This window comes from Larkinella bovis (genome assembly GCF_042655385.1).
Lineage (GTDB): Bacteria > Bacteroidota > Bacteroidia > Cytophagales > Spirosomataceae > Larkinella > Larkinella bovis.
Genome location: NZ_JBHSMA010000011.1, coordinates 128526 through 144196 on the forward strand (window position 1 = coordinate 128526; position 15671 = coordinate 144196).

Genomic DNA, 15671 nt, shown 5'->3' on the forward strand with positions numbered 1-15671 from the left:
CAAACCAATCGATACCTATTCGAAACCGGCCCGAAGGCCCATTTTAGTAAAACCTCCGGCGAGGGCACACTGTTCGACTTTATAGAATAATGGTCCGGTTCTGATGGATAAAAACACGGTCGTTGAACACTAATTTCAGCGCCTGCGACAGTACAATTTTCTCGACATCCTTGCCTTCCGTGGCCATGTCGGCCGCCGTATGACGGTGGTCTACCTCCTTGATATTCTGGGCAATAATCGGACCTTCGTCCAGATCGTTGTTCACAAAATGCGCGGTCGCCCCGATGATTTTTACGCCCCGGTCGTAGGCCTGGCGGTAGGGGCTGGCCCCCATAAAGGCGGGTAGAAAGGAGTGGTGAATATTAACAATCCGGTTCGGAAAATGACTGACAAAGCCGGGCGTCAGAACCCGCATGTATTTGGCCAGCACAATGTATTCCGGGTCGTAAATTGACAGCGTTCGCAGAATAGCGTCTTCGTGTTCTTCGCGGGTTCGGTGTTCGTGCGTGACATAATGAAAAGGAATACCGAACTTGCTCACCAGCGGCTGCAGCGTGTTGTAGTTGCTGACCACCGCCAGAATATCGGCATCGAGTTCATTAAACGCGTACCGAATCAGCAGTTCTGCTAAACAATGGTGTTCCTTGGTAACAAAAACAATAATATTTTTCTTTTTTTTAGGATTAATACGGAGATTGATCCCCGCCGGTAACGTCTGTTGTAATTTATCAGACAAAACGCCCGAATCGTAGTTACCTTCGAACTCCGTACGCATGAAGAACTGGCGGTCGGGGCTGACGTATTCGTCGTTGCGAATGATATTCAGATTGTGGTGCGCCAATACGCCGGTGACGCGGTGAATAAGCCCGGTGCTGTCGGGGCCGTCCATTAATAGAATATGGCGGGTCTCGGTGGACATGAACGATTTGATAATTTGAAAGTTACCGTAAAAGTAGTAAAATCACCGCGCGAATCGCCTTATTCCGCCTGAATAAGGCCGATTAGCCACCCCTAACAATTGTATGGCATTGGAATCGTCGCTCTCTGCATCTAAGCGAAAATTGCTCATTGAAGTCGCCTGGGAAGTGTGTAACCAGGTGGGCGGTATTTATACGGTTATCCGGTCGAAGGTACCGGCGATGGTCGAAAAATGGGATACTGATTATATTCTGCTCGGGCCTTATTTTCCGCAACGGGCCGCCGTTGAATTTGAACCCATTCCGTACGACGATGGCACCGAAATCAGCCGCGTGGTTCAGAACATGCGTTCGCGGGGTCTGGACGTTCAATACGGCCATTGGCTCATTACCGGGAAGCCCCGGGTAGTTCTGTTTGGTATTCAAAGCCTCGGGCCCGCGATTGAACAGGTGAAATACGGGCTTTGGGAACGGCACCGAATCTCGACACTCGGGGTTGAGGAACTGGTCAATCAGGTGGTCGGTCTGGGCGAGCTGGTCCGTATTTTCCTGACCGAACTGGCCGCCGAAAGTGCGCAACAGGTCGATATTACGGTTCATTTTCACGAATGGATGGCCAGCAGCGGATTACCCGACCTGCGCCGGGATAACGTCAAAATTGCGACGGTTTTTACGACCCACGCAACCATGCTCGGCCGCTATCTGGCGCAGAACGAATCCGGTTTTTACGGCAAGCTTCCTTTTTTCGACTGGCAACGCGAGGCCAAACATTACAACATCGAAGCGCAGGCCATGATTGAGCGCCTGGCCGCCCAGCAGTCGCACGTGTTCACTACCGTCAGCGATGTTACCGCCCGTGAGTGTGAGGTTTTTCTGGGGCGCGTCCCCGACCTGATTCTTCCAAATGGCTTGAATATCATGCGGTTTACGGCCGTTCACGAATTTCAGAACCTGCACGTCAAGTACAAGGAACGGATTCACGAGTTCATAATGGGTCACTTCTTCCAGAGTTATTCGTTCGATCTGGAAAAAACGCTGTATTTCTTCACCTCGGGCCGGTTTGAGTTCAGCAACAAAGGCTACGACCTGACGCTTGAAGCCCTCGCCCGGCTGAACTGGAAGATGCGGGAAGCCAATATGGACATGACGGTGGTGATGTTCATGATTACCAAACAACCGTTCCGTTCCATTAACCCCGACGTTCTGCACAGCCGCGCCGTTCTGGACGAAATCCAGGAAACCTGTAAAGCCATTGAGAATCAATTGGGTGACCGGTTATTTTTGAATGCGGCTGCGGGGGAAGACATCAATCTGCCGGATTTGAACCAGTTTGTGGATGAATACTGGCGGCTCCGGCTCCGGCGAACCATTCAAAGCTTTAAGACCAATAATTTACCCCCTTTCGTCACCCACGACCTGGTTCAGGAAGACGATATGGTGCGGGTTATCCGGCAGGTTCAACTGGTCAACAATTCGTACGACCGCGTCAAAGTGGTCTATCACCCGGATTTTATTGCTTCGACCAATCCCCTGTTTGGTCTGGATTACGGGCAGTTTGTGCGGGGGTGTCACCTCGGCGTTTTCCCGAGTTACTACGAACCCTGGGGCTATACGCCCCTGGAATGCGTGGTGCGCGGTATTCCGACCGTCACCAGCGACCTGTCCGGTTTTGGCGATTTCATCATGCAGATCATGCGGGATTACGAAAACCGGGGCATTTACGTTGTCAACCGAAAAACGCAGACCTTCAACGAAGCCGCCGACCAGCTGGCGAACATTCTGTTCCGGTTTGTCCGGCTGTCGCAGCGCGACCGGATTACGCAACGAAACCGGGTCGAAAACATCGCGGAAGTCTTTGACTGGACCAACCTGCGGTCTTACTACGATACCGCCCACGATCTGGCCCTGAAGCGCCGGAAACCGTGATTATAGACAAAAGAGAAAAGACCAAAGACGAAAGAAACCGCTTGGAAATCTTTGTCTTTGGTCTTTTCTCTTACTTCTATCTTCTCAGTACTGACTCAGTTCTTTGTTGAACTCCAGCAGAATCTGTTCTTTCATGGCGATTTTACGCTTCTGGGTGTTGACCTTGCTCATCATCATCTTATCCGCTTCCTCGTTGCCCGGGCGTCCCATCGTGTTCATGCTGCTCATGGCCATTGCCAGATCGCTTTTCTCGCGACGAACCAGATACTCCAGTTCGCGAACTTTCGTCCGCAACTGCTCGGAGCGGCTTTTCAATTCAAATGCCGGGTATTTGCGGGTAATGACGCGTTCCAGGTAATTGAGTTCGAAAATTTTATCGCAAGCGGAGCGGAATCGTTCCGAAACCGTTTTGTCGACCAGTTTGAACGGAATCTTGATTTCCTTCCATTGGTTCAGCAGCATTTTGGCCCGATCAGCAGCCGCTGGAATATCCGATTGTTTCGCCAGTTTTTCGGCTTCGTCGGCCATTTTCATTTGCTGCTCCACCCGCGGGTCGATCCGAACTTTCGGCTGAATACCCCGCGCCAGGTTGTAGCGATCGAAAACGGTTTTGGTCGCCCGGCGGTATTTTTTCAGAATTTTGCCCGATTTCTTGATCGGAACTTCACCCACTTCTTTCCACTCGTTGTTCAGGTTCCGGATCAGGTGATAGGCCTCCGTCAGCACTTTCATGTACCGTTCTTCGGCGATATTGGCCCGTTCGAGGGCTTCCCCTTCCAGGTTGTCGCGTTTGAACGGTCGGCTCCGGTCGGCTTCGTAAATGGTCCGAACGGCCCGTTCGGCCTGCGCAATGAGGTGATCGTAACGATCCATGCGCTCCTGAATAACCTTGTTCTGCTCGTTGAAAAATTCGCGCCGACGCTGGAAAAAACCGTCCAGCGTTTCGCTGAAGCGGGTCTCAATCGTTTCGTCCAGTTCTTTATCAACCGGCCCGGTTTTGATCCATTTCAGCTTGATTTCCTGAAGTTTCTCGGCGGTTTCTTTCCATTCGGTGCTGTCGGCCACGGCTTCGGCTTCGGCCAGCAGCGCGTGCTTGATTTCGAGATTTTTAAGTTGATTGGTCCGAATCAGTTCGACCAGCACTTCTTCCAGTTCGTCGAGCCGGTTCAGCAGCGGGATAAAGTTGCCGATGGCATCGAAACTAAGCAGTTTTTTTCGCAGTTGAACGAGTTTTGTCAGGTACGACCCTTTGTTCTGAGCCTCCTGAACTTCTTGCTCCAGCTGATTTACCTTGTTTTCGGCAATTGTAAACCGATTTTTGAAATAATCGAGCGCTTCCTGTTCTGTGCGTTTCACTTCACCGATTTGCCGGTCCGGATAGCTGAGGTAGCTCGACAAAAATACCTTTCCGTCTTTGACGTAACCGTATTCGTCTACCAATTGAGCTTGTTCCATTATTTTACTCTTTAAAGCTGAGCTATGGGTTTAATTGTTGATATTTGCCACCTACAAAAGTAACCAGAACAATGAGTCAGGAAACGATTATATTCTCAATGGCGGGTGTCAGTAAAATTATTCCGCCAAACCGACAAATCCTAAAGAATATCTACCTTTCCTTTTTTTACGGTGCAAAAATCGGCGTTTTAGGCTTGAATGGCTCCGGGAAATCGACCCTCCTGCGCATCATTGCGGGGCTGGATAAGAATTTTCAGGGCGAGGTGGTGTTCTCACCGGGCTATTCCGTGGGCATGCTGGAGCAGGAACCGCAGCTCGATCCAAACAAAACCGTCAAGGAAGTCGTGGAAGAAGGGGTGCAGGAAACGGTGGATCTTTTGAAAGAATTTGACCAGATCAACGAAGCATTCGGCGACCCGGATGCCGATTTCGATAAACTAATTGCCAGACAAGGGGAGGTGCAGGAAAAGCTGGACCATCTCAACGCCTGGGAACTGGATAACCGGCTCGAAAAAGCCATGGACGCCCTCCGTTGCCCGCCTTCGGACGCGCTAATTTCAACCCTGTCGGGCGGGGAAAAACGCCGGGTGGCCCTCTGCCGCCTGCTGCTGCAACAGCCTGACGTTCTGCTCCTTGACGAACCAACCAACCACCTCGATGCTGAATCGGTTCTGTGGCTGGAAGAACATTTGCGCCAGTATGCCGGAACGGTTATCGCCGTGACCCACGACCGCTATTTCCTGGACAATGTAGCGGGCTGGATTCTGGAACTGGACCGGGGCGAAGGCATTCCCTGGAAAGGCAATTATTCGTCGTGGCTCGACCAGAAACAAACTCGTCTGGCCAAAGAAGAAAAGCAGGAATCGAAGCGCCAAAAGACCTTGCAACGCGAGCTGGAATGGGTTCGGATGGCCCCCAAAGCACGGCAGGCCAAGTCGAAAGCCCGGTTGGGAGCGTACGAGAAATTGCTGAACGAAGACAATCGCCAGAAAGAAGACAAGCTGGAAATTTTCATTCCGGCGGGGCCGCGTCTGGGTGCCAAAGTGATCGAAGCCCACGGGGTTTCCAAGGCATTTGGCGATCGGCTGCTGTTTGAAGATCTGAATTTCCAGCTACCCCAGGGCGGTATTGTCGGAATTATCGGACCGAACGGGGCCGGTAAAACGACCTTGTTCAAACTCATCACGGGTAAAGAAGAACCCCAGGCCGGGACGTTTGAAGTCGGCGAAACCGTCAAATGGGCGTATGTCGATCAGGAACATGACGGCCTGGACCCGAACAAGACGGTTTTCCAAACCATTTCGGAAGGCAACGAATGGATCATGCTGGGCGGCAAGCAGGCCAACGCCCGCGCCTACGTCAGCCGGTTTAACTTCACAGGTTCCGACCAGGAGAAAAAAATCGCCAACCTGTCGGGCGGGGAGCGCAACCGCGTTCACCTGGCCATGATGCTGAAGGAAGGCGCCAATTTACTGCTGCTCGACGAACCAACCAACGACCTGGATATCAACACCCTGCGGGCACTCGAAGAAGGTCTGGAAAATTTCGCCGGTTGCGCCGTCGTGATCTCCCACGACCGCTGGTTTCTCGACCGCGTAGCCACGCACATTCTGGCGTTTGAAGGCGATTCGCAGGTCTACTGGTTCGAAGGCAACTTCTCCGAATACGAAGAAAACCGCCGGAAACGACTCGGCACCGATGCCACCCCGAAGCGGATTAAATATAAGAAACTCGTTTAGCGGCTGCGGTTTAAGGGTTGACGTTGGTGACGGCCTTAAACCGCAACCCTTAAACCTCAAACGATAGCTATGTACGGTTATTTCAACGGCTCCATTCTCCCCGTCGAACAGATCGCTTTCGGCGTGACGGACCTTGGACTGCTACGCGGTTTTGGGCTTTTCGATTATTTCCGGACCTACAATGGCCGTCCTTTTCAGTGGGACTGGTATTGGGAGCGATTCGCCAATTCAGCCGCCAAAATGCACCTGCGCCTGCCCATTCAAAAGGATGAAGCCTACCGGGTGGTGATGGAACTGGTCGATAAAAGCCGCTTGCCAAATGTGGCTATACGCTTCGTGATGACGGGTGGCTACAGTCCCGACAGCATCAGCGTGGTGAATCCGAACCTGCTGATGATGGCGGAAGAACTACACCCCAGTTCGCCCAGCCAGTACGAAGAGGGCATCAAGGTGATTCTGGATGAATATGTTCGGGAAATGGCCGAGGTCAAAAGTACGGATTACAGACGGGTGATTCTGCTGGCGCAGGCCATCCGGTCGGCGCGGGCGTCGGATGTGTTGTACCACAAAAACGGCGAAATCAGCGAACTGAGCCGGAGTAACTTCTTCCTTTTCAAAGGCGATCGGCTGATTACGCCCAACCGCCACATTCTGCACGGCATTACGCGCCGGACGGTGATGCACCTGGCGCAGAACGATTTTCAGGTGGAAGAACGGCCGGTTTTAGTGTCCGATCTCTACGATGCCGACGAGGCCTTTACAACCAGCTCGACGAAAAAAGTGTTGCCCATCGTTCAGATTGGCGACCTGACCATAGGCGACGGAAAACCGGGCGAGCGAAGCCGGTTTTTACTGGACGAGTTTAATGAATTGATCGAAAACTGGTAACTGCGAAGCCACTACCGCTCGTTATGCAGTTTAAACGGCTCAGGATCGGTCATCCAGGACAGCCATTTGTTTTGCGCTTTCATCACCTGCTCGATCACATCCCGAACGGCCCCACGGCCGCCCGGTAGGGGAGAGATATAATCGCAAACCGCCTTGATTTCGTCGGCCGCATCGGCGGGGCAACTACTGAGCAGGGCAGGGCGGGAGAGGACCTGCAAATCCGGAATGTCATCGCCCATGTACAACACCTCCGCTTCGTTGATCCGGTCGCGATTCAGGTAACCGAGGTACGCGTAGATTTTCTGGTCGACCGGGCCGCCCATGAAGATGTCTTTGATTTTCAGGAACTCCAGCCGCTTCCGAACACCCGCCTGATTGCCGGCCGACAAAACCGCCACCCGATAACCGGCATGAACCGCCCGCTCGATGGCGTAGCCGTCGCGGATGTTGAAGGTGCGAAATTGCTCGCCCGATTCCAGCGCATTAACGCTCCCGTCAGTCATCACGCCATCGACATCGAAAATAAAGGTGTTGATTTGTCGGAATCGATCCTGTAAAGCCGTCATAGGTCCGTGGTTGAATCACGAAAATACGCGTTCAATCGGTTTAATTTCTATTTGCTTCAATTTTCTTATAGTTTGCCGGTTCGCCGATGAATACCGAGGATTTCAATGGATTTTAGTAAGCTGGCTGCCCACTATCAGGAGAGCCTTTTCCGAACCATCATTCCTTTCTGGACTAAACACAGCCGCGACACGCTCTGCGGAGGCTATTTCAATGCCCTGACCGACCTGGGTGATGTCTTCGATACCGACAAAGTTATCCAGCTTCAGGCGCAGCAAATCTGGGCGTTTTCTTTTCTGTATAACCGGGTCGATGCCATCCCGGCCTGGCTCGAACTCGCCCAATACGGGGCCGGGTTTCTGCAAAAAACCAGTCGGCCCGAAGGTCGTTGGCTAGGCGTTGTCGATCGGCGCGGAAAGCCCGTAGCACCCGCCGAAACCATCGGGCCGGACTGTGCCGCGGCTATGGCTTTTGCCCAGCTGCACCAGGCCACCCAGGAACCTGCCCTGGCGGAAATAGCCCGGCAAACCATACTGAATGTGATCAACCACCGCCAGCAGCAACGCGAAGCATGGGAAAATCAGTTGGGCGGTTTTCGGCAGCTCAAACACCTTCGCGAACCCATGAGCCTGTTGAAAGCCCTGCTCGAAACCCGTCCATTGCTGGAACCGGAGTTTTACAAACAGGCCTACGAAGCGGTTCTGAGCGAAATCCAGAACGAGTTTTTCGACAAACGCATTGCGGTTTTGCGCGAAATGGTGCTGCCCGGTGGTTACTTCTGCGATAGCCCATCCGGTCGGCGGTTACACGGCGGCTACGGTTTTGAAACCGCAAATTACCTGCTCGAAGCCGCTGAACTAACCGGCAATCGACGGTTGGCCCAGCAGGCCGTTCAGATGGCATTACACCTGGCCGAAATCAGCTGGGATGAGCCTTCAGGTGGTTTTTTCCAGTACGCTGATTTGAAAGAGCGGCCCAGTATGTACAGCGAGTGGGACCGGAAACTCTGGTGGGTTCATGCCGAAGCGCTGGCCATTTTTTCGCGGGGCTACGTTCATACCCGCCAGAACGACTGTCTGAAGTGGTTTCGAAAAGCCCATGACTACACCTGGCAGCATTTCCCGGATAACGTCAACAAAGAATGGTTTGGCGTGCTCGACCGCAAAGGACAACCCGTTTCAACCATCAAAGCCAGTCCGGAAAAAGGGTGTTATCACCTGATTAAAGGCTTATATGAAACCTGGCAGGCACTGGAAACATGCGCTGCCATTTCGTCCAAAACCGGTTCCCAACTCCGCCTGGGTCGCCCGGCGCATTGACCCGAGTCAGCCCCGTCGTTGAATGCCATCGGACAGCATCTGGTACAGTTGCAACAGCTCCGGCTTGTCTGATAAATAATTCAGGTGCAGGCTCAGCGTGTTCAGATCGCCACGGCGGGCCGGGCCGGTTTGCACCAGGGCCGGGTGCTTCGCGTCGAGCGCTTTCTGGAACGTTTCTTCAATCAACGGACGCAATAAATCGAAGTCCAGCTTTTCGGAATCCGTCAGATCTTTGGCAAGACCGAGCAGGTAATTGGTAAAATTACAAGCGAAAACCGCAGCAATGTGCAGCACCTTCCGCTCGTGCGAATTCACCAGATAAACGATCTGGCTCATTTGCTGCGCCAGCGTCACCAACTGCGCTTCGGTTTCGGGATCGCTGGCTTCAATGCAGAGCGGAATAATGTCAAAACTGAGCGGTTTGGTGCTTTTGCTGAACGTTTGCAAGGGGTAAAAAACGCCCGTCCGCACCGGCACATCGCTGTAAATGTCCATCAGTCGGCGTAGCACCTCAAGTGATTTGCTTCCCGATGTATGCACCAGGATGGCGTTTTCGGGTAACACCAACTGAGCCGCCACTTCTTCCAGGGCATCGTCGGGAAGGGCCAGCACGAAGAGTTCGGCCTCGCTTTCGGCAAAATTCAGATCGGTGCTCAACCGGGCTTCGTACAGCATCGAAACGAGTTGCCGGGCCGTTGACGCATTCCGGCTATAAATTTCGCCGATGACGTGCCCGGCGTTTTCGAACGCCATTGCCAGGTGCCAGGCCAGATTTCCGGCGCCAATAAAGGATATTTTCATGCGATAAAGATATTTTCTGAACGCAAACAAAAAACGAATCCGGCAGTTTTTTCGGCGTTAATCGACTGGAAGAGGGAAATGGAAGAATTGATCCTGGCGGTCTATGACATGCCCGACCCGGGTATACTGCCTGAATGAAGGGCCAAAAGCAAATTGCTTGCACATCTAACAGTGTTAGTTTTCCGGCCATTGCCGTAAATAGAAGGCCATATCAAAACCGGGTTTTCCGGCGAAACGATTTGTTTATCCGTACCATCTGCCCCCGGCTTTTCCTTTTAGAAGTTGTTCATGGTAGGTTGGTAAAAACAATTTAACACTGTTAGATGCACAAACACCAAATAATACTAGCTCACAAACCAATGAATATCAGAAACTTATCGTAAGCACTAGGACATGGCTGTCATTTTGCAACAAAAAACCCGCAGTACTCTTTCTAGCGCTGCGGGTTCCAACCATTAACCTAACTAAACTTAATTCGAGACACAGTTGCGAATCAACTGCTTGAAGGCTTCGGCCACGTAACGGCCTTTTTCAATATCCCCCAATTGAATTTTTACCGTGTGGACATAATCGGAAGGCTTCCCGTCTTTATGCGTTTTCACCAGTTTTTCTTTACCCTTGGTCACCAGACTGACGTAGACATTCTTGCCATCGACATCGAAGTTGGTCGCATCGGCGTTCAGGTCTTTCAAGGCCAGGTCATATACGAGTTCCGATGTTTTCTTGCCGCCCTGCGTCACCGTCAGTTTCAGGTCGCAGGTACCGTTATCGGTAGCCAACGCGTACGTTGTTGGTTCTTTTTCGCCCAGATCTTTCGGCAACTGTTCCTTGATCCAGTCCAGCCGGGCCTGCTGGCTGCCGGTCGGCACCGGGCTTTTCCGGGAGAGGGCGCACAACTGAACGGCTTTCTCCACGGCTTGTGACATATACCGGACATTCTCCAGGTTGTCGGCTGCCAGCTCCAGGGTAGATACATAACTCTGACGAACGCCGTTCTTGGTATACCCGATGAACCGGCGGTTGTCGCGGGTTTTCAGCTCGATGGTATACAATTCTTTATCGACACCCAGTTTGGCCCCTTTCTCGGCCAGATCGGCCAGATTAAACTCGTAGACCTCTTCGGTATTGTTCTTGTTGTATGTTTCGCGCCGGGTATACGTACAGATGCAATCCGGTTTTAGCGCCTGCTCGATGGTGCGGTCGTTGGTTTTGGCGGACGTTACGCTTGATTCCAGGTATTTCTGGGCAACCGGCATAGTGGCAAAAACCGGTTTGCGCGACTCCAATTGTTTGACGGCCAGCGGAATCAGCTTGCGCCAGGCTCCGGCGATATCCCGAATCTTGTCGGCATCCCCGCTGATGACTTCGAATGTATGAACGACATTGTCCAGTTTGCCATCTTTCGCATAGCCCATCAGCTTCTGTTTCTGCTGCGTGACCAGCGACAACTCCAGCCGCTTGCCTTTTGTTTCAATTTGCAGCCCCTCCAGCGCCAGATCGCCGAGGTTGAACGAAAACGTTTCGGAAGAGGCCGACCCTTTCGCGCCCACTTCGCTCCGGCGGAAAACCGCCCGCAACGGATTGTCATAGTCGAACGTCAGGGCTTGTTCGTATTTGTCGGAGCCGATCGCTTCGTTCCCGATATTGGTTTTCAGCCACTGCCGCAACTCGTCGAGCGTGTCCGGTGTCCGGGTGGGTTTGTACGACTTTTCAGCCGCCTGAATCACTTTTTTCAGCGATTCGACCAGGGCTTTGGCAATATCCGGATTATCGGCATAGAGCTTCACCCGATCCGTCAGGTTTTTCAGTTCGCCGTTTTCGCTGTAGCGGACAAATTTGCGGTGCTGTTTGGTATCGGCCATGACCGCAATGACGTCGCGTTCTACTTTATACGTCACCGTCGAAATGTCCAGATCCGACAGGTTCAGAAAGTAGGTGCTTTCGTCGCCTTTGCCTTTATCGCTGGTTTTTGTGACGGAAAACGTAGCCCGGTAATTCGGCTGGGAAGCTTCTATTTTCTGAATAAACTGGGCATTGCCGGTTTTGACGGGTTGCAGTTGCGTCGAGACACCAGCCAGCGGGCCGGTCATCAGGTCTTGGGCATTGGCCGCTACGGAGCACGTAACCGCCAACCAGATCAGTACTGGTTTTTTCATGGTCGTTTAGTCGTATTTGTTGTTACTGCGCCGGTTTTAAAAACCGTACGACAAAAGTAAACGACCCGACGCCGGAGAAAAGCAGACTTGTCAGCAAACGGAATTTCGGCCTTATCAACTGCGCATTTTGCCGCCTGAATCGTAAAAGTAAAAACCCCGCAACTTCCGCTGCGGGGTTTCCGTAAAACCAAACGCTATTGCCTTGACTTAGAGGTGAATTGCTTCGCCGTAAGCCGCTTCCGTGGCATCTTTGATCGATTCCGAAATGGTCGGGTGGGGGTGAACCGCTTTCAGGATTTCGTGACCGGTGGTTTCCAGACGACGGGCAGCGACTACTTCGGCGACAATTTCTGTCACATTGTAGCCGATGAAGTGAGCGCCTAACCACTCGCCGTATTTTTTGTCGAAAATCACTTTCACAAAGCCTTCCGGTGCACCGGCGGCTTTGGCTTTGCCCGAAGCCGACAGCGGGAATTTACCCACCAGAATATCGTACCCGGCTTCCTTGGCGGCCGCTTCGGTGTAGCCCACCGAGGCAATTTCCGGTGTGCAGTACGTACACCCCGGAATGTTGTTGTAGTTCATCGGTTCGACATGGTCCAGACCGGCGATTTTTTCCACGCAAATGATGGCTTCGGCGGAAGCAACGTGCGCCAGAGCCTGCCCTTTCGTACAGTCGCCGATGGCATAATAGCCTTCAACGTTTGTCCGGTAATAGTCGTCCGTCGCGATTTTCCCGCGCTCGGTTTTGATGCCGGTTTCTTCCAGACCAATGTTTTCAATGTTGGCGACAACCCCAGCCGCCGACAGCACGGTTTCAACTTCAAACGTCTTCTCGCCATCCGGCGTTTTAACGTATACTTTGCTGAGTTTGCCACTCGTATCGACCTTCGTTACTTCCGAGCTGGTGTAAATGTCGATACCCATTTTCTTGTAATTCTTGGCCAGTTCTTTCGAGATTTCCTCGTCTTCGACCGGTACGATCCGCGGCAGAAACTCGACGATGGTCACTTTCGTCCCCATCGACGCATACACGTACGCAAACTCAACGCCAATGGCCCCGGAACCAATCACCAGCATCGATTCGGGCTGTTTTTCCAGGGACATCGCCTTGCGGTATTCGATCACTTTCTGGCCATCGATGGGTACGGCGGGCAGCGCGCGGGCCCGGCCACCGGTGGCAATGATGATGTGTTTGGCTTCGTATTCGGTGGTTTTTCCGTCTTTATCGGTAATGTCGATTTTCTTACCCGGTTTTACTTTACCATTGCCGAGTAACACGTCGATTTTATTCTTCCGCATCAGGAAGGAAATCCCCTTGCTCATGGAGTCGGCCACACCCCGGCTGCGTTTAATCACCGCCGGAAAATCCGGTTTCGATTCGCCGTTGATGGTAATACCGTAATTTTCAGCGTGTTTAATGTATTCAAAAACCTGCGCACTCTTCAATAAAGCTTTGGTAGGAATACAACCCCAGTTCAGGCAGATTCCACCCAGACTTTCGCGTTCGACAACGGCGGTTTTAAAACCCAGTTGCGACGCACGAATAGCAGCGACGTAGCCACCGGGGCCGCTGCCGAGAACAATTACATCATATTGTGATGCCATAGTTGAGGAATATTAATGAATAGTAGTATTGACCTAACTCTATCAGGGGAACGCAAAGTTAGTTTGAAAAGTTGATTTACCTACTTCATTCCGACCGGCTTGTCCATCCTGCCATTTTTCCGGGAATTACTTTCCGGGCCGGTTTTCGTCTAAGGGAGAAACACCACTGCCGTTTCGCTTGTATGCCGCAGGATTACGATAAGATCTTTCGGGAAAACCTGGCCGAAATCATTCTGCCGCTGGTGCGCAAAACCGTGGGGCTCAATCCGCAGCACCTTGAAAATCTGCCGGAGAAACTGCAGCGAACCGTCGAACGGATTCCGGATTTTTTAAAGAAAGTGGTTGATCCCGGCCGTGAATCGTATATTCTGCACATCGAGATTCAGACCGCCGATGCATCCGATATGGTCTACCGGATGCTGGAATATGCCGCCATGCTGCTGCGAAAGCACAAACTGTTGGTCCGGCAGTACGTTTTTTACATTGGGGAGGGACGGGCTAAAATGCCCGTTTTATTAGAAACCGGTCTGTTAACATACGGATACACCCTCGTTAATCTGAGCGACATTCCGTACCGGCAGTTTATGGATTCGGATAAACCGGAAGAGCTGATTTTGACGGTTTTAGCCAACCTCGAACAGGAAAAACCGCGTGAGGTCATAAATTATATTTTGCAGAAACTACGTCATAGGGCCCCCGACCATTTCCAGTTGGGCAAATTTATTCGGCAATTGGAAATCTTGTCACAACTCCGTAATTTTCAATCAATCGTTTCAGAAGAAGCAGAAACCATGGCACACGGATTCGACATCACCATCGACCGGCTATACATCAAAGGCCGTGAGGAAGGGATTAAGGAAGGGCTGAAAGAAGGCGTTCGGGAAGGGATGGAAAATGGCGTTAAGATTGGTAACGAGCAAGGGCAACGAACGCTTATTCTTTCCGTACTTCGTAAAAAAACCTTATCCCCCGAGCAAATTGCCGAATTATTGGATGTTCCCGTCAAGCTGGTGCTTGACGTACAACAAAAAGGCGTATAGCCGGTTTTAATAACGATGGGAAAGCGGATGAATGCATCCGCTTTTTTGTTGCATTCGGATAGCCGTTCGTAAAACCGTATCTTTGCGGACTCATTTTTACATAAAACATTGTTTCACGCATTATGACGACCGACCAATTAAAGGACGTGAGGGCCAGAGTAGAGGCCCTGAGGGGGTATCTTTGACTACGATAGCAAGAAAGAACAACTCGCTGATTTAGAAGACCGTACCAGCCAACCCGAATTCTGGCAGGACGCCGAAGGTGCCGAGAAAACCATGAAGCAGGTCCGTATGCTGAAAGGCTGGACCACGGGGTATGAACACGTTGAGTCGCTGCTGGGTGATCTCGAAACCCTGTTTGAATTCTACGAAGCCGGCGACGTTTCGGAGGAGGAGATCGACGCTGAGGGCGAAAAAGTAAAAGCCGCCCTGGACGACCTGGAGCTGAAAAAAATGCTCAGCAATGAGGAAGACCAGCTCAGTGCCATCCTGGAAATCAACTCCGGCGCGGGCGGCACCGAAAGCCAGGACTGGGCCGATATGCTGTACCGCATGTACCTGATGTGGTCCGAAAAACACGGCTATAAAGTGAAGCAGGTCGATTACCAGCCCGGCGACGGTGCGGGCATCAAGTCGGCCACGCTGGAAGTAGACGGACCGCTGGCCTACGGTTTTCTGAAATCGGAAAACGGTGTCCACCGGCTCGTGCGGGTGTCACCTTTCGATGCCAACGCCCGGCGGCACACCTCGTTTGCTTCGGTTTACGCGTATCCGCTCATCGACGACTCCATTGAAATTGAAGTCAATCCCGCCGACATCGACTGGGATACCTTCCGTTCGGGCGGGGCCGGTGGCCAGAACGTCAACAAGGTGGAAACCGCCGTCCGGCTGCGCCACAAACCGTCGGGCCTGATCATCGAGTGTCAGCAGGAGCGGAGCCAGTTGCAGAACAAGGAAGTGGCCATGCGGCTGTTGAAATCGAAACTTTACCAGATTGAAGTCGAAAAGCGCAACGCAGCCCGGGCCGAAGTAGAGGCCAGCAAGAAGAAAATCGAGTGGGGTTCGCAAATCCGGAGCTACGTCCTCGACGATCGCCGGGTGAAAGACCACCGCACGGGCTTCCAGACCTCCAATACCGACGCGGTTTTGAACGGTGATCTGGATGGCTTTATCAAATCATACCTGCTGATGCAGGATTAACAATCCGTCCCCGGCCGCCTGACAGTTGCCGGGGACCTTCGTTTATTGTATGTTTGGC

12 protein-coding genes are annotated in these 15671 nt (G+C 52.3%); 6 read left to right on the plus strand and 6 right to left on the minus strand.

Translation table 11 applies throughout. The features are described 5' to 3' along the window. Positions 1 to 79: 79 nt before the first annotated feature. Positions 80 to 919 carry a formyltetrahydrofolate deformylase gene (gene purU / locus ACFPMF_RS23380; protein WP_379849652.1) on the minus strand — a complete coding sequence of 280 codons (840 nt, stop codon included), beginning with the start codon at positions 917 to 919 and terminating at the stop codon, positions 80 to 82. A gap of 103 nt (positions 920 to 1022) precedes the next feature. Between purU and ACFPMF_RS23385 the strand changes: the two genes are divergently transcribed. Then, the gene (locus tag ACFPMF_RS23385) at positions 1023 to 2843 is read left to right on the plus strand and encodes a glycosyltransferase (protein ID WP_379849654.1); all 1821 of its coding nucleotides are present in this window, start codon (positions 1023 to 1025) and stop codon (positions 2841 to 2843) included. Positions 2844 to 2927: 84 nt separating this feature from the next. On the opposite strand, the gene ACFPMF_RS23390 is transcribed toward ACFPMF_RS23385, so the two are convergent. Then, positions 2928 to 4298: a DUF349 domain-containing protein gene (locus ACFPMF_RS23390; RefSeq protein WP_379849656.1), complete on the minus strand. Its 1371-nt coding sequence runs from the start codon at positions 4296 to 4298 to the stop codon at positions 2928 to 2930. Between the two features lie 71 nt (positions 4299 to 4369). Here ACFPMF_RS23390 and ettA point away from each other — a divergent pair, with 71 nt between their 5' ends. Together ettA and ACFPMF_RS23400 are read left to right on the plus strand one after the other, a co-directional pair. Further along, positions 4370 to 6037, plus strand: coding sequence for an energy-dependent translational throttle protein EttA (gene ettA / locus ACFPMF_RS23395; RefSeq protein WP_379849658.1), 1668 nt, complete (start codon positions 4370 to 4372; stop codon positions 6035 to 6037). 69 nt (positions 6038 to 6106) lie between these two features. Then, positions 6107 to 6925, plus strand: a complete 819-nt coding sequence (locus ACFPMF_RS23400; RefSeq protein WP_379849660.1) for an aminotransferase class IV — start codon at positions 6107 to 6109, stop codon at positions 6923 to 6925. Positions 6926 to 6936: 11 nt separating this feature from the next. On the opposite strand, the gene ACFPMF_RS23405 is transcribed toward ACFPMF_RS23400, so the two are convergent. After that, entirely contained in the window at positions 6937 to 7491 is a 555-nt protein-coding gene (locus ACFPMF_RS23405; RefSeq protein ID WP_379849662.1) for a KdsC family phosphatase, read from the minus strand. 105 nt (positions 7492 to 7596) lie between these two features. Here ACFPMF_RS23405 and ACFPMF_RS23410 point away from each other — a divergent pair, with 105 nt between their 5' ends. Further along, positions 7597 to 8808 carry an AGE family epimerase/isomerase gene (locus ACFPMF_RS23410; protein ID WP_379849664.1) on the plus strand — a complete coding sequence of 404 codons (1212 nt, stop codon included), beginning with the start codon at positions 7597 to 7599 and terminating at the stop codon, positions 8806 to 8808. A gap of 6 nt (positions 8809 to 8814) precedes the next feature. Here the strand turns inward: ACFPMF_RS23410 and ACFPMF_RS23415 are convergent, their stop codons facing one another. The 3 genes from ACFPMF_RS23415 to lpdA form a co-directional block, all read right to left on the minus strand. After that, positions 8815 to 9609: a Rossmann-like and DUF2520 domain-containing protein gene (locus ACFPMF_RS23415; RefSeq protein ID WP_379849666.1), complete on the minus strand. Its 795-nt coding sequence runs from the start codon at positions 9607 to 9609 to the stop codon at positions 8815 to 8817. A gap of 470 nt (positions 9610 to 10079) precedes the next feature. Beyond that, the gene (locus tag ACFPMF_RS23420) at positions 10080 to 11765 is read right to left on the minus strand and encodes a hypothetical protein (RefSeq protein ID WP_379849668.1); all 1686 of its coding nucleotides are present in this window, start codon (positions 11763 to 11765) and stop codon (positions 10080 to 10082) included. Between the two features lie 207 nt (positions 11766 to 11972). Beyond that, on the minus strand, positions 11973 to 13373 hold the full coding sequence (gene lpdA / locus ACFPMF_RS23425) for a dihydrolipoyl dehydrogenase (protein WP_379849670.1): 1401 nt from the start codon (positions 13371 to 13373) through the stop codon (positions 11973 to 11975). 182 nt (positions 13374 to 13555) lie between these two features. On the opposite strand from lpdA, the gene ACFPMF_RS23430 reads away from it, so the two are divergent. Beyond that, positions 13556 to 14413 carry an RpnC/YadD family protein gene (locus ACFPMF_RS23430; RefSeq protein WP_379849672.1) on the plus strand — a complete coding sequence of 286 codons (858 nt, stop codon included), beginning with the start codon at positions 13556 to 13558 and terminating at the stop codon, positions 14411 to 14413. Between the two features lie 122 nt (positions 14414 to 14535). Beyond that, positions 14536 to 15613, plus strand: a protein-coding gene (gene prfB / locus ACFPMF_RS23435; protein ID WP_379849674.1) for a peptide chain release factor 2 whose coding sequence is annotated in 2 segments (ribosomal slippage) — positions 14536 to 14595 and positions 14597 to 15613 — 1077 coding nt in all. Because the reading frame shifts where the segments join, the coding sequence is not laid out codon by codon here. Positions 15614 to 15671: the final 58 nt, after the last annotated feature.

Coding starts and splice junctions, on each gene's coding strand:
- purU (WP_379849652.1), bottom strand. CDS start 919: ATGTCCACCGAGACCCGCCATATTCTATTAATGGACGGCCCCGACAGC.
- ACFPMF_RS23385 (WP_379849654.1), top strand. CDS start 1,023: ATGGCATTGGAATCGTCGCTCTCTGCATCTAAGCGAAAATTGCTCATT.
- ACFPMF_RS23390 (WP_379849656.1), bottom strand. CDS start 4,298: ATGGAACAAGCTCAATTGGTAGACGAATACGGTTACGTCAAAGACGGA.
- ettA (WP_379849658.1), top strand. CDS start 4,370: ATGAGTCAGGAAACGATTATATTCTCAATGGCGGGTGTCAGTAAAATT.
- ACFPMF_RS23400 (WP_379849660.1), top strand. CDS start 6,107: ATGTACGGTTATTTCAACGGCTCCATTCTCCCCGTCGAACAGATCGCT.
- ACFPMF_RS23405 (WP_379849662.1), bottom strand. CDS start 7,491: ATGACGGCTTTACAGGATCGATTCCGACAAATCAACACCTTTATTTTC.
- ACFPMF_RS23410 (WP_379849664.1), top strand. CDS start 7,597: ATGGATTTTAGTAAGCTGGCTGCCCACTATCAGGAGAGCCTTTTCCGA.
- ACFPMF_RS23415 (WP_379849666.1), bottom strand. CDS start 9,609: ATGAAAATATCCTTTATTGGCGCCGGAAATCTGGCCTGGCACCTGGCA.
- ACFPMF_RS23420 (WP_379849668.1), bottom strand. CDS start 11,765: ATGAAAAAACCAGTACTGATCTGGTTGGCGGTTACGTGCTCCGTAGCG.
- lpdA (WP_379849670.1), bottom strand. CDS start 13,373: ATGGCATCACAATATGATGTAATTGTTCTCGGCAGCGGCCCCGGTGGC.
- ACFPMF_RS23430 (WP_379849672.1), top strand. CDS start 13,556: ATGCCGCAGGATTACGATAAGATCTTTCGGGAAAACCTGGCCGAAATC.